This window comes from Saccharicrinis carchari, assembly GCF_900182605.1.
In the GTDB taxonomy this organism is placed as follows: Bacteria; Bacteroidota; Bacteroidia; order Bacteroidales; family Marinilabiliaceae; genus Saccharicrinis; species Saccharicrinis carchari.
The window spans coordinates 168,775-188,176 of record NZ_FXTB01000005.1; the positions used below are offsets into that span (position 1 = coordinate 168,775).

General features: G+C 41.3%; 16 protein-coding genes. 8 read left to right on the forward strand and 8 right to left on the reverse strand.

The features are described 5' to 3' along the window. Positions 1-5: 5 nt before the first annotated feature. Complete coding sequence (locus tag FN809_RS11085) at positions 6-713, forward strand: SCO family protein (protein ID WP_221929411.1); 708 nt, start codon at positions 6-8, stop codon at positions 711-713. Positions 714-1,079: 366 nt separating this feature from the next. Here the strand turns inward: FN809_RS11085 and FN809_RS11090 are convergent, their stop codons facing one another. The 6 genes from FN809_RS11090 to kdsA form a co-directional block, all read right to left on the reverse strand. Beyond that, positions 1,080-1,757, reverse strand: a complete 678-nt coding sequence (locus FN809_RS11090) for a phosphatase (protein WP_142533588.1) — start codon at positions 1,755-1,757, stop codon at positions 1,080-1,082. A gap of 115 nt (positions 1,758-1,872) precedes the next feature. Next, complete coding sequence (gene kdsB, locus FN809_RS11095) at positions 1,873-2,628, reverse strand: 3-deoxy-manno-octulosonate cytidylyltransferase (protein WP_142533589.1); 756 nt, start codon at positions 2,626-2,628, stop codon at positions 1,873-1,875. Positions 2,629-2,708: 80 nt separating this feature from the next. Continuing rightward, positions 2,709-3,797 carry an iron-containing alcohol dehydrogenase family protein gene (locus FN809_RS11100; protein ID WP_142533590.1) on the reverse strand — a complete coding sequence of 363 codons (1,089 nt, stop codon included), beginning with the start codon at positions 3,795-3,797 and terminating at the stop codon, positions 2,709-2,711. A gap of 102 nt (positions 3,798-3,899) precedes the next feature. Next, positions 3,900-5,081: a DegT/DnrJ/EryC1/StrS family aminotransferase gene (locus tag FN809_RS11105; RefSeq protein ID WP_142533591.1), complete on the reverse strand. Its 1,182-nt coding sequence runs from the start codon at positions 5,079-5,081 to the stop codon at positions 3,900-3,902. A gap of 646 nt (positions 5,082-5,727) precedes the next feature. Continuing rightward, positions 5,728-6,750, reverse strand: a complete 1,023-nt coding sequence (locus FN809_RS11120; protein WP_142533592.1) for a transaldolase family protein — start codon at positions 6,748-6,750, stop codon at positions 5,728-5,730. 27 nt (positions 6,751-6,777) lie between these two features. Next, complete coding sequence (kdsA, locus tag FN809_RS11125) at positions 6,778-7,605, reverse strand: 3-deoxy-8-phosphooctulonate synthase (protein ID WP_142533593.1); 828 nt, start codon at positions 7,603-7,605, stop codon at positions 6,778-6,780. Positions 7,606-8,262: 657 nt separating this feature from the next. Here kdsA and hrpB point away from each other — a divergent pair. The 7 genes from hrpB (at position 8,263) to FN809_RS11160 (ending at position 16,437) form a co-directional block, all read left to right on the forward strand. Beyond that, positions 8,263-10,731, forward strand: a complete 2,469-nt coding sequence (gene hrpB, locus FN809_RS11130) for an ATP-dependent helicase HrpB (protein WP_246095585.1) — start codon at positions 8,263-8,265, stop codon at positions 10,729-10,731. 440 nt (positions 10,732-11,171) lie between these two features. Beyond that, positions 11,172-11,930 (forward strand): SCO family protein, encoded by a 759-nt coding sequence (locus FN809_RS11135; RefSeq protein ID WP_142533595.1) that lies wholly within the window; start codon positions 11,172-11,174, stop codon positions 11,928-11,930. A gap of 12 nt (positions 11,931-11,942) precedes the next feature. After that, positions 11,943-13,553, forward strand: coding sequence for a cytochrome c oxidase subunit I (locus tag FN809_RS11140; RefSeq protein ID WP_142533596.1), 1,611 nt, complete (start codon positions 11,943-11,945; stop codon positions 13,551-13,553). A gap of 10 nt (positions 13,554-13,563) precedes the next feature. After that, on the forward strand, positions 13,564-14,181 hold the full coding sequence (locus FN809_RS11145) for a cytochrome c oxidase subunit 3 family protein (protein ID WP_142533597.1): 618 nt from the start codon (positions 13,564-13,566) through the stop codon (positions 14,179-14,181). Positions 14,182-14,193: 12 nt separating this feature from the next. Then, a complete protein-coding gene (locus FN809_RS11150; protein WP_142533598.1) occupies positions 14,194-14,481 on the forward strand; it encodes a cytochrome C oxidase subunit IV family protein in 288 nt (95 codons plus the stop codon). Positions 14,482-14,483: 2 nt separating this feature from the next. Then, positions 14,484-15,440 carry a cytochrome c oxidase subunit II gene (coxB, locus tag FN809_RS11155; protein WP_142533599.1) on the forward strand — a complete coding sequence of 319 codons (957 nt, stop codon included), beginning with the start codon at positions 14,484-14,486 and terminating at the stop codon, positions 15,438-15,440. Positions 15,441-15,576: 136 nt separating this feature from the next. Then, positions 15,577-16,437: a protoheme IX farnesyltransferase gene (locus FN809_RS11160; RefSeq protein WP_142533600.1), complete on the forward strand. Its 861-nt coding sequence runs from the start codon at positions 15,577-15,579 to the stop codon at positions 16,435-16,437. A 38-nt stretch (positions 16,438-16,475) separates the two neighbouring features. Here FN809_RS11160 and FN809_RS11165 read toward each other — a convergent pair whose 3' ends face one another. Both FN809_RS11165 and FN809_RS11170 read right to left on the reverse strand, forming a co-directional pair. Next, positions 16,476-18,485 (reverse strand): tetratricopeptide repeat-containing sensor histidine kinase, encoded by a 2,010-nt coding sequence (locus FN809_RS11165; RefSeq protein ID WP_142533601.1) that lies wholly within the window; start codon positions 18,483-18,485, stop codon positions 16,476-16,478. Positions 18,486-18,559: 74 nt separating this feature from the next. Then, positions 18,560-19,165: a riboflavin synthase gene (locus FN809_RS11170; RefSeq protein WP_142533602.1), complete on the reverse strand. Its 606-nt coding sequence runs from the start codon at positions 19,163-19,165 to the stop codon at positions 18,560-18,562. Between the last annotated feature and the right edge of the window lie 237 nt (positions 19,166-19,402).

Here is a 19,402-nt window from a genome sequence, read left to right on the forward strand (position 1 = left end):
AAACCATGATAAAAACAATAACTTCTTTACTTTTATTATTGGCTGCATTTGCCATTGTCAGCTCCTGCCATTCTAATAAAAAAGAATCCACATCAAATGTAACTTACCAATGCCCCATGCAATGCGAAGGTGACGTAAGCTCGGATAAACCCGGCACTTGTGCGATTTGTAAAATGGATCTGCAACCCGTTGAGGCTGATACCCAGGAAGCAAAAGAAATTTCGGATTTATCTATCTATAATCTTCCTTCGGTTTGGACCAACCAGGACAATCACGCAATAGAACTAAAAGAGCTAAAGGGGAGTGTTTTGGTTATGGTAATGATTTATACCAGTTGTAAAGCGGCTTGCCCCAGGCTGGTTGCCGACATGAGAGCAATAGAAAAACAAATTCCTGAAAAGAATAAAAATATGGTGAAATTAGTATTGGTCAGCATCGATCCTGAAACGGATACGCCGGAGCGACTGAAGCAGTTTGCCATAGAAAATAAAATGGATGCTGATCAGTGGGTTTTTCTTCGGGGTTCCAAAGCCGATACGCGTGAATTTGCAGCAGTTTTGGCGGTAAATTATAAGAAAATTTCACCAATAGATTTTTCCCATTCCAATATTATTAGCGTTTTTAATCAACAGGGGGAGTTGGTGCACCAAAAAGAAGGACTCGGTATAGATCTTGAAAAAACGGTAGGTAAGATATTGGAACTTGTTCAATAAAAGTATGAGGTTGTCTCGTAAGTGTTTTATATAACATTTAAACTTACAGATTGTAAGTGAGGTCGCCTCACGATCCCCATCCCACCGCCTCCGGTGGCGTACTTCCCCTTGTTCTCATGAGCAAAGAGAAGAGTCATTTACATGGTACTTGCAATTTGTAAGTTACGTCAAAATATTTTTGACTTTTGAGACAGCCCCGTTTTTTTAATCAGCAACCCGGATAAACGCTTATAATATAAGGTGCGAGATAAGCACAATTTATTGAGCTGTCTAACTAGGAAAAAATGTAGATGGTTTGGTGGCAGGTGATATCCTTGTATGCAATACCCCGAAGTGCTTTTAGCGTTTATTTTTTTCGCTTTATTACTACTCTACAGGCTCGCAAACGGTTTCAATTTTATTTCTGTCGGATAAGTATTTGCTGTAATTCCCTTTAAATTCTATCCGTGTTTCTATGGCTTGTGGTAAGCTACCCGTAAGGCCGATGATGAGTTCGCACACTTCGCGCACCCCCCCATTACCACCTGTGCTGCCCGTGCGGTAGTCGCATATTTTGTTCTCTACGAGGTATTGATTGAAAAGCGGGTTTGCCACACGGTTTATTTGAAAGCTGACCCCAACCGAGCGGGCCAATTCCACATCCAGTATATCATCGAAGATAAAAGCAATTTCATCGGGTTTCAAATCATTTTCCTTACAAATCCGATCTAAGGCCAGCATTTTAAACTTACACTTGTAAAAAGCGGCATTCATGTGTTCGCGACCTGCCAAAAACTGCGCTGTTTTATTTTCCTCGCCTGTAACAATAAAAGTATGGGGCAATTTACCATGGTGCAACCAATAATCGAGTTTAAGCATGTTAATGCCCATGGCATCGGGTTCGGCAAAATTACTTCCCTGGTTGCCCACCTTGGAGCCATTATTAAAAACTCCGTCCCAATCAAAAATATAGGCTTTAATGTTGGAGAGTTTAGCCATAAGCTCATCAATTGGCGTAATAAATTTCCCCCCAATATTTGTAAATTGACTTTGGATATTCACCATAAAAAAAATGTTATAACCCTATAGTTGCAAATTGCTGCGCAATTCTACGCGTTTTAGTCTGTAAACTTCTCAATTCACATCAATTTGTTTTTCTGCAGAAATTGATCAAACGGCTTTATTTTCCTTTAACCATCTCATTGGCCTTTTTCAAATCCTCCTTGGTATCGATGCACATGGTTTCGTCTAGTTCTGTGATTACGCAGCTTACAGGAAACCCGTTTTCAATCCAGCGTAACTGTTCAAGTGATTCGGCTATTTCGAGTGATGATCGATTGAGTTTTACAATCTCCTTAAGAATATCAGTCCGGTAGGCATAAATTCCCAAATGTCGGTAGAAGGTATGGTGCGTCATCCAGTCCTTTTGCGCAATGTTATGCAAGAAGGGAATGGGCGAACGGCTAAAGTAAACCCCCTCACCCCAATTGTTTAACACCACCTTTACTTCGCTTTGGCTCAATACCTGATCCAAATCCTTTGCTTCTTGCACCAGGGTAGCTATTTGCGTGTCCGGGTTGTCGAAACAAGCTTTAATATCGTCAATCTGGGCCGATTCAAAAAAAGGCTCATCCCCTTGAACATTGATGACCACATCGGCCTTAATGCCATACTTCTTTTCGATATTAACAGCAGCCTCTGCGCATCTATCTGTTCCGCTACTATGGTTTTCGCTGGTCATCACAGCTTTACCACCAAACTCTTCCACAGCATCTATGATTCGTTGATCGTCGGTAGCCACAAAAACATGATCTAGGCCTTTTTTACAGTTTTCGTATACCCATTGTACCATGGGTTTATTGCCAATAATAGCCAATGGCTTGCCCGGAAGACGACTGGAGCTATAACGGCTTGGAATGATTGCTATAATATTCATTCGTTTATGTTTTTAGCCATCAGATAAGAGATGAGAGCTTATCTGTTTGTCTCTTATCTCATTGTCTAACAGTCTATGTATTACATCCTTTTAAAAAGATCCTTAATGGTTGGTTTGTTGATGTGATTTTTCCAATCCGGACCAAAAACATTGTTCCACATATGTTCCAGTGCCCAGCTCACCTCTACCATTTGATCCAATTGTTCGTCGGTGCAGTTGGCGGTTATACCACTGGGTATTTCAACACCTTGTAAAGCCTGCATCTTTTTAAACATTTTGTAACCATCAGGATAATAATCCTGCAGCTGATTAAAAACAATGCAGTTGCCTACCCCATGGTGGGTTCCCAATACCACCGCCAAACCATACGACAGAGCATGGCATACGCCCACCTGGGCATAAGTGATACTGTTACCGCCCATGATGGAAGCCACCATCATTTGCTCGTCGGCCTTTAAGCGGTTGCTTATTTTATTGGTAAAAACCTCCTCACATAGCTCGTTCGATTTTTCCGCAAATGCTTTTCCCATAGCGTTTATCCACGTTCCGTTTAGCGACTCTACGTTATGGATAAAGCAATCCATGCCGGTATAAAATCTATCCGAGTCCAAAACGGTGGCAAGAAGCTCCGGATCAAAAATAACCTCGTTGGGGATGGTGTAATCGCACTTTATACCCAGTTTTTTTTCGGGTCCGCTCAAAACGGCAGTCATCGACACCTCGGCACCGGTTCCGGCAATGGTTGGGATACAAATATTATAGATACCTTCGTTCTTGATCAAGTCCAGGCCCTGATAATCTTTTGAATCGCCCGGGTTGGTCACCATTAGGGCGGTAGCCTTAGAATAGTCCATGGCCGTACCACCCCCCATACCAACAACAACGGCCGGCAAGGTGTTTTGATGTGCCAGAATTTTATCGCGGTACTCATTAACCAAAATAGTTTTGGGTTCGTCCTTGGGATCAATCCAAATAAACAAATCTTTTTCGTTAGTCGGGATACGGTTAATCACCTCATCCTTATCCTTAAAAAAAGTGTCGATCATATAAACAACCCAATCGTTGTTTTCATTTTTTTGTTTATTTATTAATTCGCCCAAATGGTTAAAGCTACCTTTACCAAAAGCGTAGCGTCCGGGATTAACAAAACTTCTAAAATCGTATAGCATGATGATTTGTTTTATTTATTCACAGCCTGCCCCGTTTTTTCGGGGAGTTGCCCGAGTTGCACGCATAGTATTCGTGCAACTGAGCCAACCGCAGTAGTTAATTTAACCCAACACTTTATCGAAAGTTTTACAAATAGTCTGTAATTCTTCGGGAGATGTGGTGATTTTCATGTTAATGGAAACCAAACGTCCGATAATATCGTAGGATTGAGGAAGTTCCAAGGTCTTGTAATCCTGGGGTTTATCCAGGAATTGCATGCCTACAGGCGCTGCTACTCTACACTCCTTTAAATGGTCCCAGTTTTTAATAAAGTGGTAATTGTTATTATACCAATAGGCCGATGCTACCCCATCTGCTGCCAACGCTGCTGCCACGCTTTCCGCTTCCTTTTGTGTTGGCAAAAAGAAATTTAATACGGTAGCCGAATCTCCATCCTCATCCGGTAGTGGACGAAATGTTATCTGTGGGAATTTTTTCAGATAATCTTTTAGCACTTTTTTATTGGCTCTAAGTCTTTCGAGCATATAATCGAGCTTACGGAACTGAGCCAAACCAACTGCTGCATGTAACTCGCTGATACGATAGTTGGTGCCTAAAATAGCATGTTCTTCGGCACCACGGTTATCGCCCTGGTGACTATGTCCGTGGTCGGAATAGGTATGTGCTGTTTCGTATACGTCGTCGTCATTGGTAATGATAGCACCTCCTTCGCCGGCTGTAACGAGTTTAAAAAAATCGAACGAAAAACAGCCTATCTTACCAAAAGTGCCCAACATCTTACCTTTGTACGAACCACCTAAAGATTGTGCAGCATCTTCGATAAGGATAATATTATGTTTTTTGCACACTTCCACAATTTCGTCTATCTGTGCCATAGCGCCAACCATGTGCACCAATAAAACGGCTTTAGTTTTTGGCGTGATTACAGCTTCTATTGACTCGGCTGTCATACAAAGCGTTTCGTCCACTTCGGCGAACACGGGCACCGCACCACAGTTAACTACCGCCTCTATAGGAGCAATAAAGGTAAAGGGCGGCACAATCACCTCATCGCCGGCTCCAACCCCTACGGCGGCTAAGGAAAGGCAATCGGCTGCTGTTCCACTGGCTACCATATGGCAATGTTTAGCACCATGATATTCGGCAAATTCTTTTTCAAAATCCTTTGCTTTCCAAATACCGTTTCGCTCTTTATCGTGGTTGTATCTGAACAGAACCCCTTTATCGAGGACTTCCATTACCTGCTCTTTTTCTTCTTTACCAAATATTTCTGTACCCGGCATAACTTTATTTTTTTAGATTTTTATATGATTATATCAGACTTTATTTGCAAAGTACTTGCTTAATAATCTGCTATTAGTGATTCATAAGGAATATTCAACTTTTCATGAAGATTTCTAATCATCTTTAGTGTCAATTTCCTTTTCCTGCTAAGAATTTCTGTGACTCGGCTTTTATATCCTAAAATATTGGCTAAATCACTTTTGTTCATATCCATTTGCTCCATGCGAAACTTTATCGCCTCAATTGGGTCCGGAGGACCGATAGGATAATGTTTTTCTTCATATCTTTCAATTAACACACCTATCAAATCCGCTTCATCGTTTTCTTTTTTGTTTCTGTAGTATCAAATATTTCTTCAAGTTTTAATAAAGCTTGATTATAGTCTTTTTCCGTTTTAATTAGTTTTATTTCCATGATGCTCAAATATTGTTTGCGTCAACTTTATCATAGTCATTATGTGTTCCTATAAACCGTATAAAAACCCACTCTCGCAAATAATTGCTGCAATAAAAATAATTTTCTTCAAATTGTAATATTTCAGCTTACAAATCAAACGTAACAGGGGCGATTTCAAAAAAATCACCCCTTCAATAAATGTTTTATGTAGCTATCCACTCAAGGGATTAGCAGAAGCGTGTAATTCGTTTACAAAATCTCCAACTTAACCAAATCTTGTACATCCAACATGCCGGCAGGTTTACCATCGCTTACCGCGATAATGTTATCCACCTGTTTCTCTTTAAAAACACCTACGGCCACATGTAATTTATCATCGATGTTGACATGGATAGGCATCTTCAAATCAAAATCGCTCATTTTCATACCCAATAACTTTTTGCCATGCGTATTCATTTGGCGGCGTAGATCTCCGTCTGTAAAAATACCTTTTAATTTGCCGTCGGCATCTACAACAGAAACGGCACCTGTGGCATATCGGGTCATTTCGATGCTGGCATCTGTAACCAAACCATCCAAACCGATAATAGGATTTTTACTACCCACTACTTCGCCCACTACCATAGTCATCTGGCGGGTGTGGTTTACAAATTCATGTGTACCTATTTCTGTGAAATTATTGTTGTTCAGGTTCTTCATTATCTTCCATGGAATGGTGATGTTTTGGGCTCCCAAATCAATCGCATTTTTAATATGCTCAGGATAACGCACCGACGAAAACATAATCTTAGTGTCGTAATTGTACTTATTCACAAGCTTTACACAATCATCAACCAGCTTTAGCGCCTCATAGCCCTGGTCTTGCATGCGTCCTACTAATACACACACATAGGTAGCACCGGCAGCCATCGCCATATATGCCTGTTGAATATTATATACCAAATGGATATTTACCATCATACCCTCATCGCGAAGCATCTTACACGCTTTGGCCGCAACTAAAGAAGCCGGTATTTTAAAAACAGTTTTATTTTTGTCCAGCCCCAGGCTCAACAAACGCTTTGCTTCGGCTACGATTTCTTCAGCCGTATCGCCCAGTGCCTCAATCATCAGCACGGGAACCATTTTCGACAGCTTAAGGATTGCTCCATCGATATCGGTTATGCCATGTCGGTGCATAAAGGTAGGTGTAGTGGTCAGGCCGTCAATAAAACCGAGTTTAAATGCCTCTTCTATTTCATTAATGTCGGCAGAATCAAGATATAACTCCATGATATAATATTTTTTATGGTAACAAAATTATTTTCTGGTTTGTTTTTCTATATGATGAATTTCAATAAGCGGTTTTAAAAATTCTTCTAACTGATCCAATGGGTATTGGCTAGCCGCATCGCAAAGGGCATTGGTGCAATCAGGGTGCGACTCGATAAATATGCCATCGATACCGGCAGCAACACCTGCACGGGCAATGGGACCAAGATACTGACGTGTTCCACCGCTGGGATCGGAACTGGGGATACCGTACTTGCGAATACAATGGGTAATATCAAAAACAACGGGATACCCGGTTTGTTGCAGTTCGTAAAAACTACGCGGATCCACAATTAAATCGTTGTACCCAAAAACATAGCCCCGTTCGGTTACCATGATGTTTTTATTGCCGAAATGTTCTATTTTTTGCACCGGTTTAATCATATTTTCGGGAGCCAGAAATTGGCCATGCTTCACATTAATCGCTTTTTGCGTTTTAGCAGCCGCTGTAACCAATGAGGTTTGCATACATAAATAAGCCGGTATTTGAATCACATCCAATACCTCGGCTGCAGCATTAACTTCGGACGCTTGATGAACATCGGAAATGACAGGAACGTCGAAGGTATCTTTAATCTTTTGCAACATTTTTAGGCCTTCCTCCAATCCGGGACCGGGATAAAATTCTACCGAGCTTCTATTGTCCTTGATGTAGGATGATTTAAAGATGAAAGGAAGATCCAGCCTTTCTGCCATTTTTTTTAGCTTTTCCGCTGTCTCCATCATAATCGATTCTTTTTCGATTACACAGGGACCGGCGATTATAAAAAGCTTGTCTTTGCCAAATTCTTGTTGGCCTACTTTAATATTTTTCATGTGCTATATTTGCCGTTGTTATTTTCCAAAATATGTATTAGATAAAAGGTACGTGAGCAAAATTTTTATTCTTTAGTTGTACAATATCTAGTTTGATGATTGATGAATTTGAAATAAAGGTTTTTATTAGGAATAAAAAAATGCCGATTAACCAGGTCAAGCCAATTTCTGTTTGGTTGTGGCTTGTGCGGGTTAAGTAAAGCTATGCACCTAAACAATGCTCGCGTTTTTAATATCCATAATTGCCGTGTTTGTGCATGGTGTAAGCTTTATTCAATCACTCCGGATATAAAGACAATCCAATACAGCAAAACACGTAAAATTTTTACTTTACAAATTCTCGCAAAAATAACAAATAGTTGGCACATAATCAGAAAATAAGCACAATATATGAAAAAAGAGGCGCGGCTTTAATGCTTAAGACGTGTAAAGTTGAAATATAGGAGGTGGGAGCGGAGTACACAGGACGTGGAGGTCTGACAGGTTAGGGATAAAAAATCTCTCACTCCTTAGGCTTTCATAATGCAAAATAAAGCGTTGCTACCGGATATATGCATAATAAAATCCAGTGTTGTGCTGTCCTTTCGCTTGAAACAAATAAGTTGTGTTTATCTTTTGTTCCTTATCTTTGTGGCTCACATTTTTAAAAATACCACCTTGAGTTTTGATGCGAATAAAACCGGTTTGCCAATTGTTGAAATAATAGACCAAGTAAAATCAACTCTTCGGCAAGAAAACACGTTGATTGTGCACGCACCCGCGGGGGCAGGAAAAAGTACCTTGCTACCATTGGTATTAAAGGATGAGCCGTGGCTCGAAGGCAAAAAAATAATTATGCTCGAGCCGAGGCGTCTGGCTACCAAAACCATCGCCCTGCGCATGGCCGATTTGTTAAACGAAGAAGTGGGGCAGTCGGTAGGATACCGCATCCGATTTGAAAATAGGATAAGCGACAAAACAAGAGTGGAGGTTGTAACCGAGGGCATACTCACCCGCATGCTACAGAGCGATAATGCACTGGAAGATGTGGGTATGGTAATATTTGACGAGTTTCATGAGCGCAGCCTCTTTGCCGATGTGGCACTGGCGCTGGCACGCGAATCGCAGCAAGTGCTCCGTCCCGACCTGCGCATAATGATTATGTCGGCCACTCTGGACTTACCCAAACTGTCGGGACTGCTGCAGTGCAAAATCATCGAAAGTCTCGGCCGTCAGTATCCCGTTGAAATTAAATACGAAGGACAAGGCGATAGGATGCTGCTGCCGGAGCTTACAGCGCGTTTGGTAAAAAAAGCAGCTGCGGAACAGAAAGGCGATATACTGGTGTTTTTACCGGGCGAAGGCGAGATCAGAAAGACAGAAGCCATATTAAAAAAGAGTCTGCCGCAAATGGCCATTCACCCGCTTTACGGACAGCTGCCTCCCAACAAGCAGTTTGCGGCCATCATACCCAATAAAAAAGGAAAACGAAAAGTTGTACTGGCCACTTCGATAGCCGAGACCAGCCTTACCATCCAGGGAATAAAGGTAGTTGTGGATAGTGGCTTTGGCCGTACCATGCAGTTCGACCCTTCCACCGGCCTCTCCAAACTGGTTACCGTGGAGATAACCAAAGATGCCGCCGACCAGCGTGCCGGACGTGCCGGACGACTGGAGGCGGGGGTGTGCTATCGCATGTGGACCCAGGCTACCCAATTGCGATTGCGCGACCATCGGACGCCGGAAATACAGGAGGCCGACCTGGCTTCGTTAGTACTTGATTTGGCTGTTTGGGGAATATCCAATCCTAAGGATCTTGTTTGGCTCACGCCACCTCCACAAGCGTCGCTGGATCAGGCTATTGAGCTTCTGCATCAGTTAGCGGCCTTGGAAGACGGAAAGATAAGCGAGCACGGTAAACGCGTGAGCCAACTCCCTTGCCATCCCCGCATCGCACATATGCTTTTAATGGCGCAGGAAGAAGGCTTAAGTGCACTGGCTACTGATGTGGCTGCGGTTTTGGAGGAGCGCGACCCTTTGGACAAAGAGGCCGGTATCGATATTAACCTGCGTATTGAGATGCTTCGGAAAAGTAGAAGAGGCATCGTCAGCAATAAAATATTAAACCGGATTGAGAAGATAGCCGCCCAATATCGAAAACTACTCCATATTAGTGTTGAAAACGATGCGCAGGATCCTTTTGAAACCGGCCTGCTGTTGGTGTATGCTTATCCTGAGCGCATTGCTTATGCCCGGCCCGGCAATAATGCGCAGTTTAAATTGGCCAATGGCGCTATTGCGGCAGCGGGGCATAAAGACGATTTAGCCCATGAAGCCTGGCTGGCTATTGCACACATGAATATGCGCGATACGGTGGGTAAAATATTTTTGGCCTCTCCGCTTAATCCAAGAGATCTGGCACCCATGGTAAAAGAAAGAGAAGTGGTGGAGTGGGATACCAAAAGAGGTGGGTTTTCGGCGCTTAAAAACCTGTGTGTGGGGCATATCATATTACAATCACAGCCGCTCGATAATTATGACCCCCAACTAAAAACCCAAGCTATCTCAAAAGCTATTGAGAAAGAAGGCCATCATCTGCTCAACTGGAACAAGAGCGTAACGCAATGGCAAAACAGGGTGCTGAGCTTGAGGGCATGGAACAAAGACCTGACATGGCCCGACGTGAGTACAGAAACACTGTTGCAAACCAACCAGGAGTGGCTGACACCTTATTTATCAACTATTAAAAAACCGGAAGATTTAAAGAAGATTGATTTAAAACTGGTACTACAACATCATCTTGATTTTGAAAAGCAAAAGCAGCTCGATGAGTTGGCGCCCGAAAAAATTAAAGTACCCACCGGATCATATATTGGCATTATTTATAATCCCAAGGGAGATTCTCCGGTGCTGGCCGTGCGCTTGCAAGAGGTTTTTGGGTTGCAGCACACACCCACCGTAAACAAAGGAAGTATAAACCTATTAATGCACTTATTGTCGCCCGGCTATAAGCCTGTACAAATAACCTCCGACCTGAACAGCTTTTGGAGCAATACCTATTTCGAGGTGAAAAAGGAACTCAAAGCCCGACACCCCAAACATAAATGGCCGGACGATCCGCTGAGGGCAAAGCCAATCAGGAAATAGGAGGGGCTGTGTTCTGTAATCGCTTTGTTGTGTTATTGCCGCATCTACGGCTCACCCGATGCGATCGCACACGCCAAGGGAAGCGGAACGGGGGACTGTTATATGGCATAGCACTTATGGCACCCCGCCGATACCCGTATTGGTAAATTCCAGAATTTTTTGAAAAAAATATTTACACGTAAGGTGATAACAAACCCCTTACCGTAAAATGAACTTTGTTGCGTATTTTGCAAAGGCTGAAGGCTCCAAACAAATACGGGTTACAAACAGTTGAAAACCTAAAAGCAACATAGTAAAAACAATATCTGCACTTTGTTGTTAGGTTTATTGAAAAAATAAACATACTTTACTGTCTTTAAACATTATTTAAATAATTTAGGGCGTGTTTAGGCCAATCCAACTTTTAGTGCGATTTTTATGTCATCCTTAAATACTATAACATGAAACAGTTGATTTGTATGAGCGTATTGTTTTTTACCGTTATGGCAGCACAGGCGGAAGAAACCAATACAATCGGTATCGACGAACATTTAGACGAATATATACCTGCAGATATAGAGGTGGTAAATGTGCAGGGCGATACCGTGCTTTTTAGTTCTATCGTTAAAGAAATGCCCACCGTTTTAAATTTCGTTTATTATCGTTGTCCCGGTATATGTACGCCTTTAATGGATGCCATTACCGAGGTGGTTAATATGTCGGATATGGAACTGGGCAGAGATTACCAGGTAGTTACTGTTAGTTTCGACTATAGCGAAACATATGATTTGGCGTTAAAAAAACGCAACAACTATTCCTTACTTGTAGAAAAAGAAGGCTTTGAAGACGGCTGGCTATTCTTTACGGGCGATAGCGCCAATATTGCCAAGCTTACTAAAGCTACCGGCTTTTCGTACAAACGTACGGGTAATGATTTTATCCATACGGCAGGCCTGATACTATTAAGTCCCGAGGGTAAAATAACACGCTACCTTAACGGCACCTATTTTTTGCCGTTTGAACTTAAGCTGGCCGTAATTGAGTCCTCGAAAGGTATACCCGGCCCCACGGTAAACCGTATTTTGCAATACTGCTATAGTTACGATCCCGTGGGCCAATCCTATGTGCTCAACATCACCAAAATAGTAGGCATTCTTATATTGATAATAGCAGGCTTAGTACTCCTTGTACTTACGCTTAAACCCAAACGAACCAATTAATTAAAACCATATATGGAAAATAAGGAAACAACCCGGGAGCACGTCAGCTTCAGGGAGCATAAAGGCAGGTATAAAGGTATATTAGGCTGGATTTTTTCTACCGACCACAAGCGCATCGGATTACTTTATTTTTATACGATAATAGGTTTTTTTATTACCGGATTATTCCTGGGGTTGGCCATGAAATTAGAATTATTGGCACCCGGAAAAACGGTAATGGATCCGGCCACTTACAATGCCATATTTACCCTGCACGGTGTTATTATGATTTTTTTAGTGGTGATACCCGGCCTGCCGGCAGTATTCGGTAATTTTATGCTGCCCATAATGATAGGAGCTAAAGATGTGGCTTTTCCACGGCTCAATCTTTTATCGTGGTGGGTATATGTTTTTGGTGCGCTGGTTGCCCTATCTTCCCTGTTTATGGCAGGTGGACCACCGGATACCGGCTGGACTTTTTATGCACCATACAGTTTTAAAACCGGCACCAATATGCTTCCGGCGGTGCTCGGTGCCTTTATTTTAGGTTTTTCTTCAATCCTTACCGGCATTAACTTTATTGTTACCATACACAGGATGCGGGCACCGGGCATGACCTGGTTCAAGATGCCTCTGTTCCCCTGGACGCTCTATGGCACCTCCTGGATACAAATATTGGCTACGCCTATTTTGGCTGTCACCCTGATGTTAATTGCAGGTGAACGACTGTTTAATATTGGCTTTTTCGACCCGGCGCTTGGAGGTGACCCCATTCTTTATCAACACTTGTTTTGGATTTATTCGCATCCGGCAGTTTATATTATGATTTTGCCAGCCATGGGTGCTATCTCAGAAATCATACCCACCTTTGCCAACAAGTCTATCTTTGGATATAAAGTTATTGTGCTGTCTACCCTGGCTATAGCATTTGTAGGTTATTTTGTTTGGGGACACCACATGTTTACTTCGGGCATGAGCGGTACGGCACTTTATACATTTTCGATACTCACCTTTTTAGTGGCTATTCCCAGTGCCATAAAGGTTTTTAATTGGGTAAGCACCATGCACAAGGCATCCATACAATTGGAGCCTCCGTTTTTTTGGGCAGCTTCCTTTTTATTCGTTTTTATGATTGGAGGATTGTCGGGATTGGCCTTGGGGGCGCTCTCTGTTAATGTTCATTTGCACGATACGGCCTTTGTGGTGGCTCACTTCCATTACATTGTTTTTGGTGGTACCGGTTTTGCTTTTATAGGTGCCATCCATTATTGGTTCCCAAAAATGTGGGGAAGGATGTATAATGCCCGTATGGCTACCACCGGGTGGATATTTTTCTTTATCGGTTTTAACGCTCTTTATTTGCCTATGTTCTTTTTAGGTGTAGCGGGTATGCCCCGACGCTATTACGATTATGTTGATCGCTTTCACGGGCCTAACATTATTTCTACTATAGGTTCATGGGTATTGTTTACCGGCTTAGCTATCATTATATTTAATCTGATACACGCGGCAAAAAACGGACCGCGTGCCAGCAAGGATCCCTGGGGAGGTAAAACCCTGGAGTGGACCGTTGATTCGCCCCCTACCGTAGAAAACTACGAAGAGATTCCTCTTGTTGAAAAAGGACCTTATGATTACCGATAAATATTAAATTATGGATACAAGTGCAACAATACAACACAGCCATCGCGACGACGAGGCCTCAAAGCTTGGCATGTGGCTATTTATTTTTACCGAATTACTTTTGTTTGCAGGTCTGTTTATTGTTTACGGTGTATATAGATATCTGAACCCAACGGCATTTAGCCTTGCTGCCGAACAACTAAGTGTAACTGTTGGCACCATAAACACCATTGCGCTGCTTATAAGCAGTGCCACCATAGCCATGGCGAGTACGGCCATACGTCTTAAAAACAAAAAGCTAACGCTATTTTTATTGTTCGTTACGCTTTTTATGGCCGTATTATTTATGGTAAACAAATATTTTGAATGGGCAGGAAAAATTGAACACGGACTTTTCCCCAGTAGTGCAAGCCTCCATAGTTTAGGTAATGGCGACACCCTGTTTTTTGGTTTGTATTTTTTTATGACCGGGATACATGCCTTGCACATTTTAATTGGTATTGTTTTAATTGCCGTTGTTTTTATCAGGGTAAAAAACAGTAGCATCACCGATAATAATCCGGTACTGCTAGATAATTCGGGCTTGTACTGGCACCTTGTGGATGTAATATGGATATTTCTTTTCCCCTTATTTTACCTTATCACCTAAAAATTATAAGTAATGAAAAATCATAACAACACCCATATCATACCTTACAAAACCTACCTTTATATTTTGGCTGCGCTCATTGTACTTACACTGGTATCGGTGGGTGTAACTTATATAGAGTTTGGTGAGTTGAGTATATTTACAGCATTGCTACTGGCTTCTGTTAAATCGATATTAGTGCTTGTATATTTTATGCACCTCAAGTTTGACAACAGAATACTACAAATACTTGTACCGGGCATTTTTATATTGGTTGGTGTGGTTATTTTTATTACTTTCTTAGACTATAATTTTCGCTAGCTATGATTGAAGGAACAATGAATAACGCTTCCAATTTTGTTGAAACGGTAGATGCTGCCTTTATTTTTATTTTTGGCATCTCGCTCTTTTTTCTTTTCGGTATTACCATTGTTATGGTGTACTTTGTTATACGGTATCGAAAAAGCAAAAACCCCACAGCCACCCATATCGAAGGTAACAATACCCTGGAAATTATATGGACGGTGATACCAACCATACTGGTGGTATTTATGTTTTATTATGGTTGGTCGGGATGGAGATTTCAGAGAGATGCTCCAGATGACGCCATGAACATTAAAACTATTGCACGTATGTGGAGTTTTTCGTTTCAGTACGATAACGGTCGCATCACCGATACCCTCTACGTGCCCGTAAATAAGGCAGTAAGTTTGGATTTGATAGCCCAGGATGTGTTGCACAGTTTGTACATACCTGCCTTTAGGTTAAAGATGGATATGGTGCCCGGTAAAAAGGATATTGTTTGGTTTGAATCAGGTAAAATAGGCGAGTACGAAATGTTTTGTGCAGAATATTGTGGTCTCCGGCACTCCTATATGAAATCGGTAGTTAAAGTGATGTCACAGGAAGATTTTGATAAGTGGAATACCATTGATACCAGTGCCGTAGCAGCCGGCCCTGATAATACAGGCGCTAATATACGCTTAGCGGCAAACAGCATATTGCGTAAGCATGGCTGTGTAGCATGCCACACCTCCGATGGTTCTAAACTGGTGGGGCCTTCGTACAAGGGTTTGTACGGACACAAGGTAACCGTAATTAAAGACGGAGAAGAAGTGGAGATATTGGCGGACGAAGATTATATTAGGCGCTCGATTTACGAACCTAATGTGGAAGTGGTAAAAGGTTACCCCAAAGGAATGATGATATCATATAAAGATCAGGTAACAGAAGATGAGATACTACAGTTGATTGAGTATTTTAAATCATTGTCCAATTAGTCAGTATTATTAGGTGTAAGACTAAAGAGAATAGACTTATGCAAGCCTTTTTGATCTTTTTAGGTCAGCAAAAATCAAACCGCCTAATGTAGGCTTTGCTATTCGTATGATTACAAAAAATGCCTGAATAAATAACATGCTTACCTTTAAAGATATACGCACATTTGGAAAATTTTCTATATCCATTCCCATAGCTTTTACGGCCTATGCAGGCTATGTAATGTTTGATGAGCAGCTATCGTGGGCGGGACTATTGGCTTCGCTGGGTATTTTTTTTATGTCGGCAGGAGCATCGGCGCTTAACCAATTGCAGGAGATTAGTTTAGATGCTAAAATGCCGCGTACAGTAAATCGTCCACTCCCATCAGGATTAATGAATAAGGGATTAGCGGTTTCCATCATCCTGTTTTTTGTAATGGCTGGTTCATTGTGTTTATACCCCTTTGGAGGGTATGCCGTTTTGTGGGGTTGGATTGGACTCTTTTGGTACAACTTTATATACACCCCCATGAAAACACGAAGTGCATTTTCTGTTTTTCCGGGGGCTGTGGTGGGAGCCATCCCTCCTATAGCAGGCTGGGTGGCAGCTGGTGGCTCTATCCTGGATGCGCGTATTCACTTTTTGGCTTTCTTCTTTTTTCTGGGTCAGATGCCGCATTTTTGGTTGCTCGTGCTCAAGTACAAAGACCAATATAAAAAAGCGGGTTTTCCTGTTATTACAGATGTACTAAATAAAAAACAGGTCATCCGTATCAATCTGGTTTGGTTCCTGGCCACATATATCTCCGCACTCTTCCTTCCTGTTTTTAATATGCTCGACCATCGGTTTATTATCTGGCCTTTAACAATTTCGTGCATTGCCATGATTGTTTGGACTTTAAAAATTACCATGCAAGCCAACAAAGATGGACACTCGACTCACCTACGCAAATTATTTGTATATTTTAATTCCTTTTACCTTTGGGTAATGATTTTAATTTATATGGATCAGATATAGAGTAGAAAGATAAAACGAACCCAAATGTAACCGAATAATTACTTCATTAATTTGCCAAATAATTTACGGATTTTTGAACTTTTATTTTTATCCAATACAGAAGAATCAGGTTGGATGATAGGTATAGTTATTTTTACAAGCACACCACTTTTTTGAGTCGAATTTGAATGTAAATCCAAAATAGAGAGGGCGCATTGTTTTTTGGTCATTCTTTCAATCATCTGAAGCCTTTCGTTTGTAATACGAATGGCCATAGACTCGTGTTTTACTCCACCTTTTTTTAACATTTTCGCATCGGACAAACCTATGCCATTGTCCTCAATTTCTATCACTAAGGTATTATTATCCTGCAAAAACCGTACTTCTATCAAGCCATTTTTCTCCACAGATTTAAGTCCATGCTCCACCGCGTTTTCAACAAAAGGCTGGGTAATCATGGGGGGGATCAGGGTACTTGTTTCGCTAATGCTTTTATCGAAAGTAATATTATAAGTAAAAGGTTGTACAAATCGAAGTTGCTGCAGCTTCAAATAATAATTGAGCATGTTTTTTTCTTCCTCAAGCGAAACGTATTCTTTTTCGGAGCTACGCAGAACCTGACGCATAAGACGGGCAAAATGCGACAAAAACTTGGATGAGTTTTCCATGTCGTTTTCAAGTATGTATACCTGAATGGCGCTTAGGGCATTGAATATGAAGTGTGGGTTCATTTGCGAACGTAACAAGCGCTGCTGCATTAAAATGCTTTTGTAACCAGCATTTAGTTTTATCTGACGATATATTAAAACGCTTCCGGCAATTAGTGCCAAAACAAAAAATACAAAATATAAAATAGCCCTTTTTTGCTGTAATATTAATTTTTTCTGCAGGCCTGTTTCGATGTTAAGCTGCTGTATCCTGGCTTTGGATTTATCGGCTTCGTGTTTGGCTCTTACCACTGTGATATGGCGTAAGCTGGCTTCGTTAAAAATACTGTCTTTGTAGGTTTGTGCAACCTTTAAGTGGCCGATGGCGCTTTGTAGCTGATTGGTTTTTTCGTAACATCTTGCCAATAACCTAGAACAGGCTTCGATTTGGTACTTAGAGCCTATTTCTACGGCAATATTCAATCCTTCCTTAAGGTGCTCTATGGCTCTTGCGTAGTCGTACACCTGCAAGTATGTTTCCCCTAACATTGAATAACTTACCGATACATTTATTTTATCCCGTGTTTTTTCGTTCAGCACCAATGCTTGCTTTAAATATTTGAGCGCCTTACTGAAGTCGTTTTTAAGTCGATAAGTATCCCCAATACTGTTATAGCAAATGGCATAACCTACTTCCGAGTTTATTTGCTTATTGTATTCGAGCGATTGGTAAAAGTACACTAATGCGGAGTCTAGCTGGCCGGTAAATTTTAAGGCTTCCCCTATATTATTGGTGTTTATGGCAAGCCCTAAAATATTATTTTGTTGCACAGCAATGTCAAACGACTTTTTAAAGTATTCGATAGAGGCATGGTATCGTTTAAGCCCCAGGTAAACATTGCCAATTCCATTCAAGGCTACGCTTAGCTGGAAGGTGTCATTTACCTGTTCTGCAAGTTCCATCGCTTCCATGTGCATTTGCATGGCTTGGCTATTTTCATCTACCCTGCGATAAATAACTGCTGCCATATTGATGTAATTGGACAAAAGTGCTGTGTCTCCAATTTTTTTGGCCAGCTCAAGCGCTTGGTTGGCATATTTTATGGCTTCGCCGTACTCCGACCTGTTTCGGTACCTTTTGCTTGCCATGGTAAATATTTCGGCCAATGACTTATTAAAACCATTTTTTTGGGCGAGCTCTTCTGCTTCCAATAAAAACTGATCAAAAGCCATGGCCGTATTCGTATTGTCATCGTAGTAAATTTTTGACCGATTAATCAGGTTGGCCACCACCACAGAATCAGTTTCGCGTATGGAAAGCGGAACGTCGGCCTGCAGCTGCCCTTCTTGAATTGCACCCTCGTTTAAAGTGCAAGCACCAAAAATTGTCAATGAAATAAAAATGTATATATATTTGTTCACCTACAATTATTTTTAGGGTATTTATTTTAAAAAATCAGCCATCCTGAATTATTTGGTTCAAAACACTATCGCTTTTAGTTTTTTAGTGCCATAATACGACTGATATATTTACCTATGATATCAAATTCCAGATTAACAATGCTACCCGGTTTTAATTGATGAAAGTTGGTGAACTCATGCGTGTAAGGGATGATGGCAACCGAAAACCTATCCTCTTTGCTGTTAACCACCGTAAGACTCACACCGTTTACGGTTACCGAACCTTTCTCAACAGTCATGTAACCCTGGGCAGCCTTTTCCTTATTTATTTTATACTGAAATGTGTAATACCAACTTCCGTCAACTTCCTCTACCTCAATGCACTCCGCTGTTTGATCTACATGCCCCTGAACGATGTGTCCATCCAACCTCCCATTCATCAGCATGCTCCGTTCCAAGTTCACTTTATCGCCAATTTTTAAAACACCCAGGTTTGATTTATCAAGTGTTTCCTGTATAGCTGTAACGGTATAAGTACGATCCGTTTTTTCTACCACGGTTAAACATACCCCATTGTGTGCTATGCTCTGATCTATTTTTAACTCATTCACAAATGAGCACTCCATGGTAATATGAAGGTTACTTTGTTCTTTTTTGAGCCCTGTTACTACAGCAGCTTCTTCAACAATTCCTGAAAACATATCTTTATATTTTTGTAAGCTTAGAGTCTCAAAAATAAAACTATTATTTGAATAATAGGCTAAATTATAGCATCAAGCATGCGCTCAGCTTCTTAAGCTTACTTTTTATGCGGTATTGATGCGATATAAGGATGGGAAAATTATAAAATCCGAACCTTTTCCTTTTGATCTTCGTTATTTTAAACGATAAAAGTTAAAGCAAGCGGTATTTTTTGTTTCTTTGATTTTATGAAACGG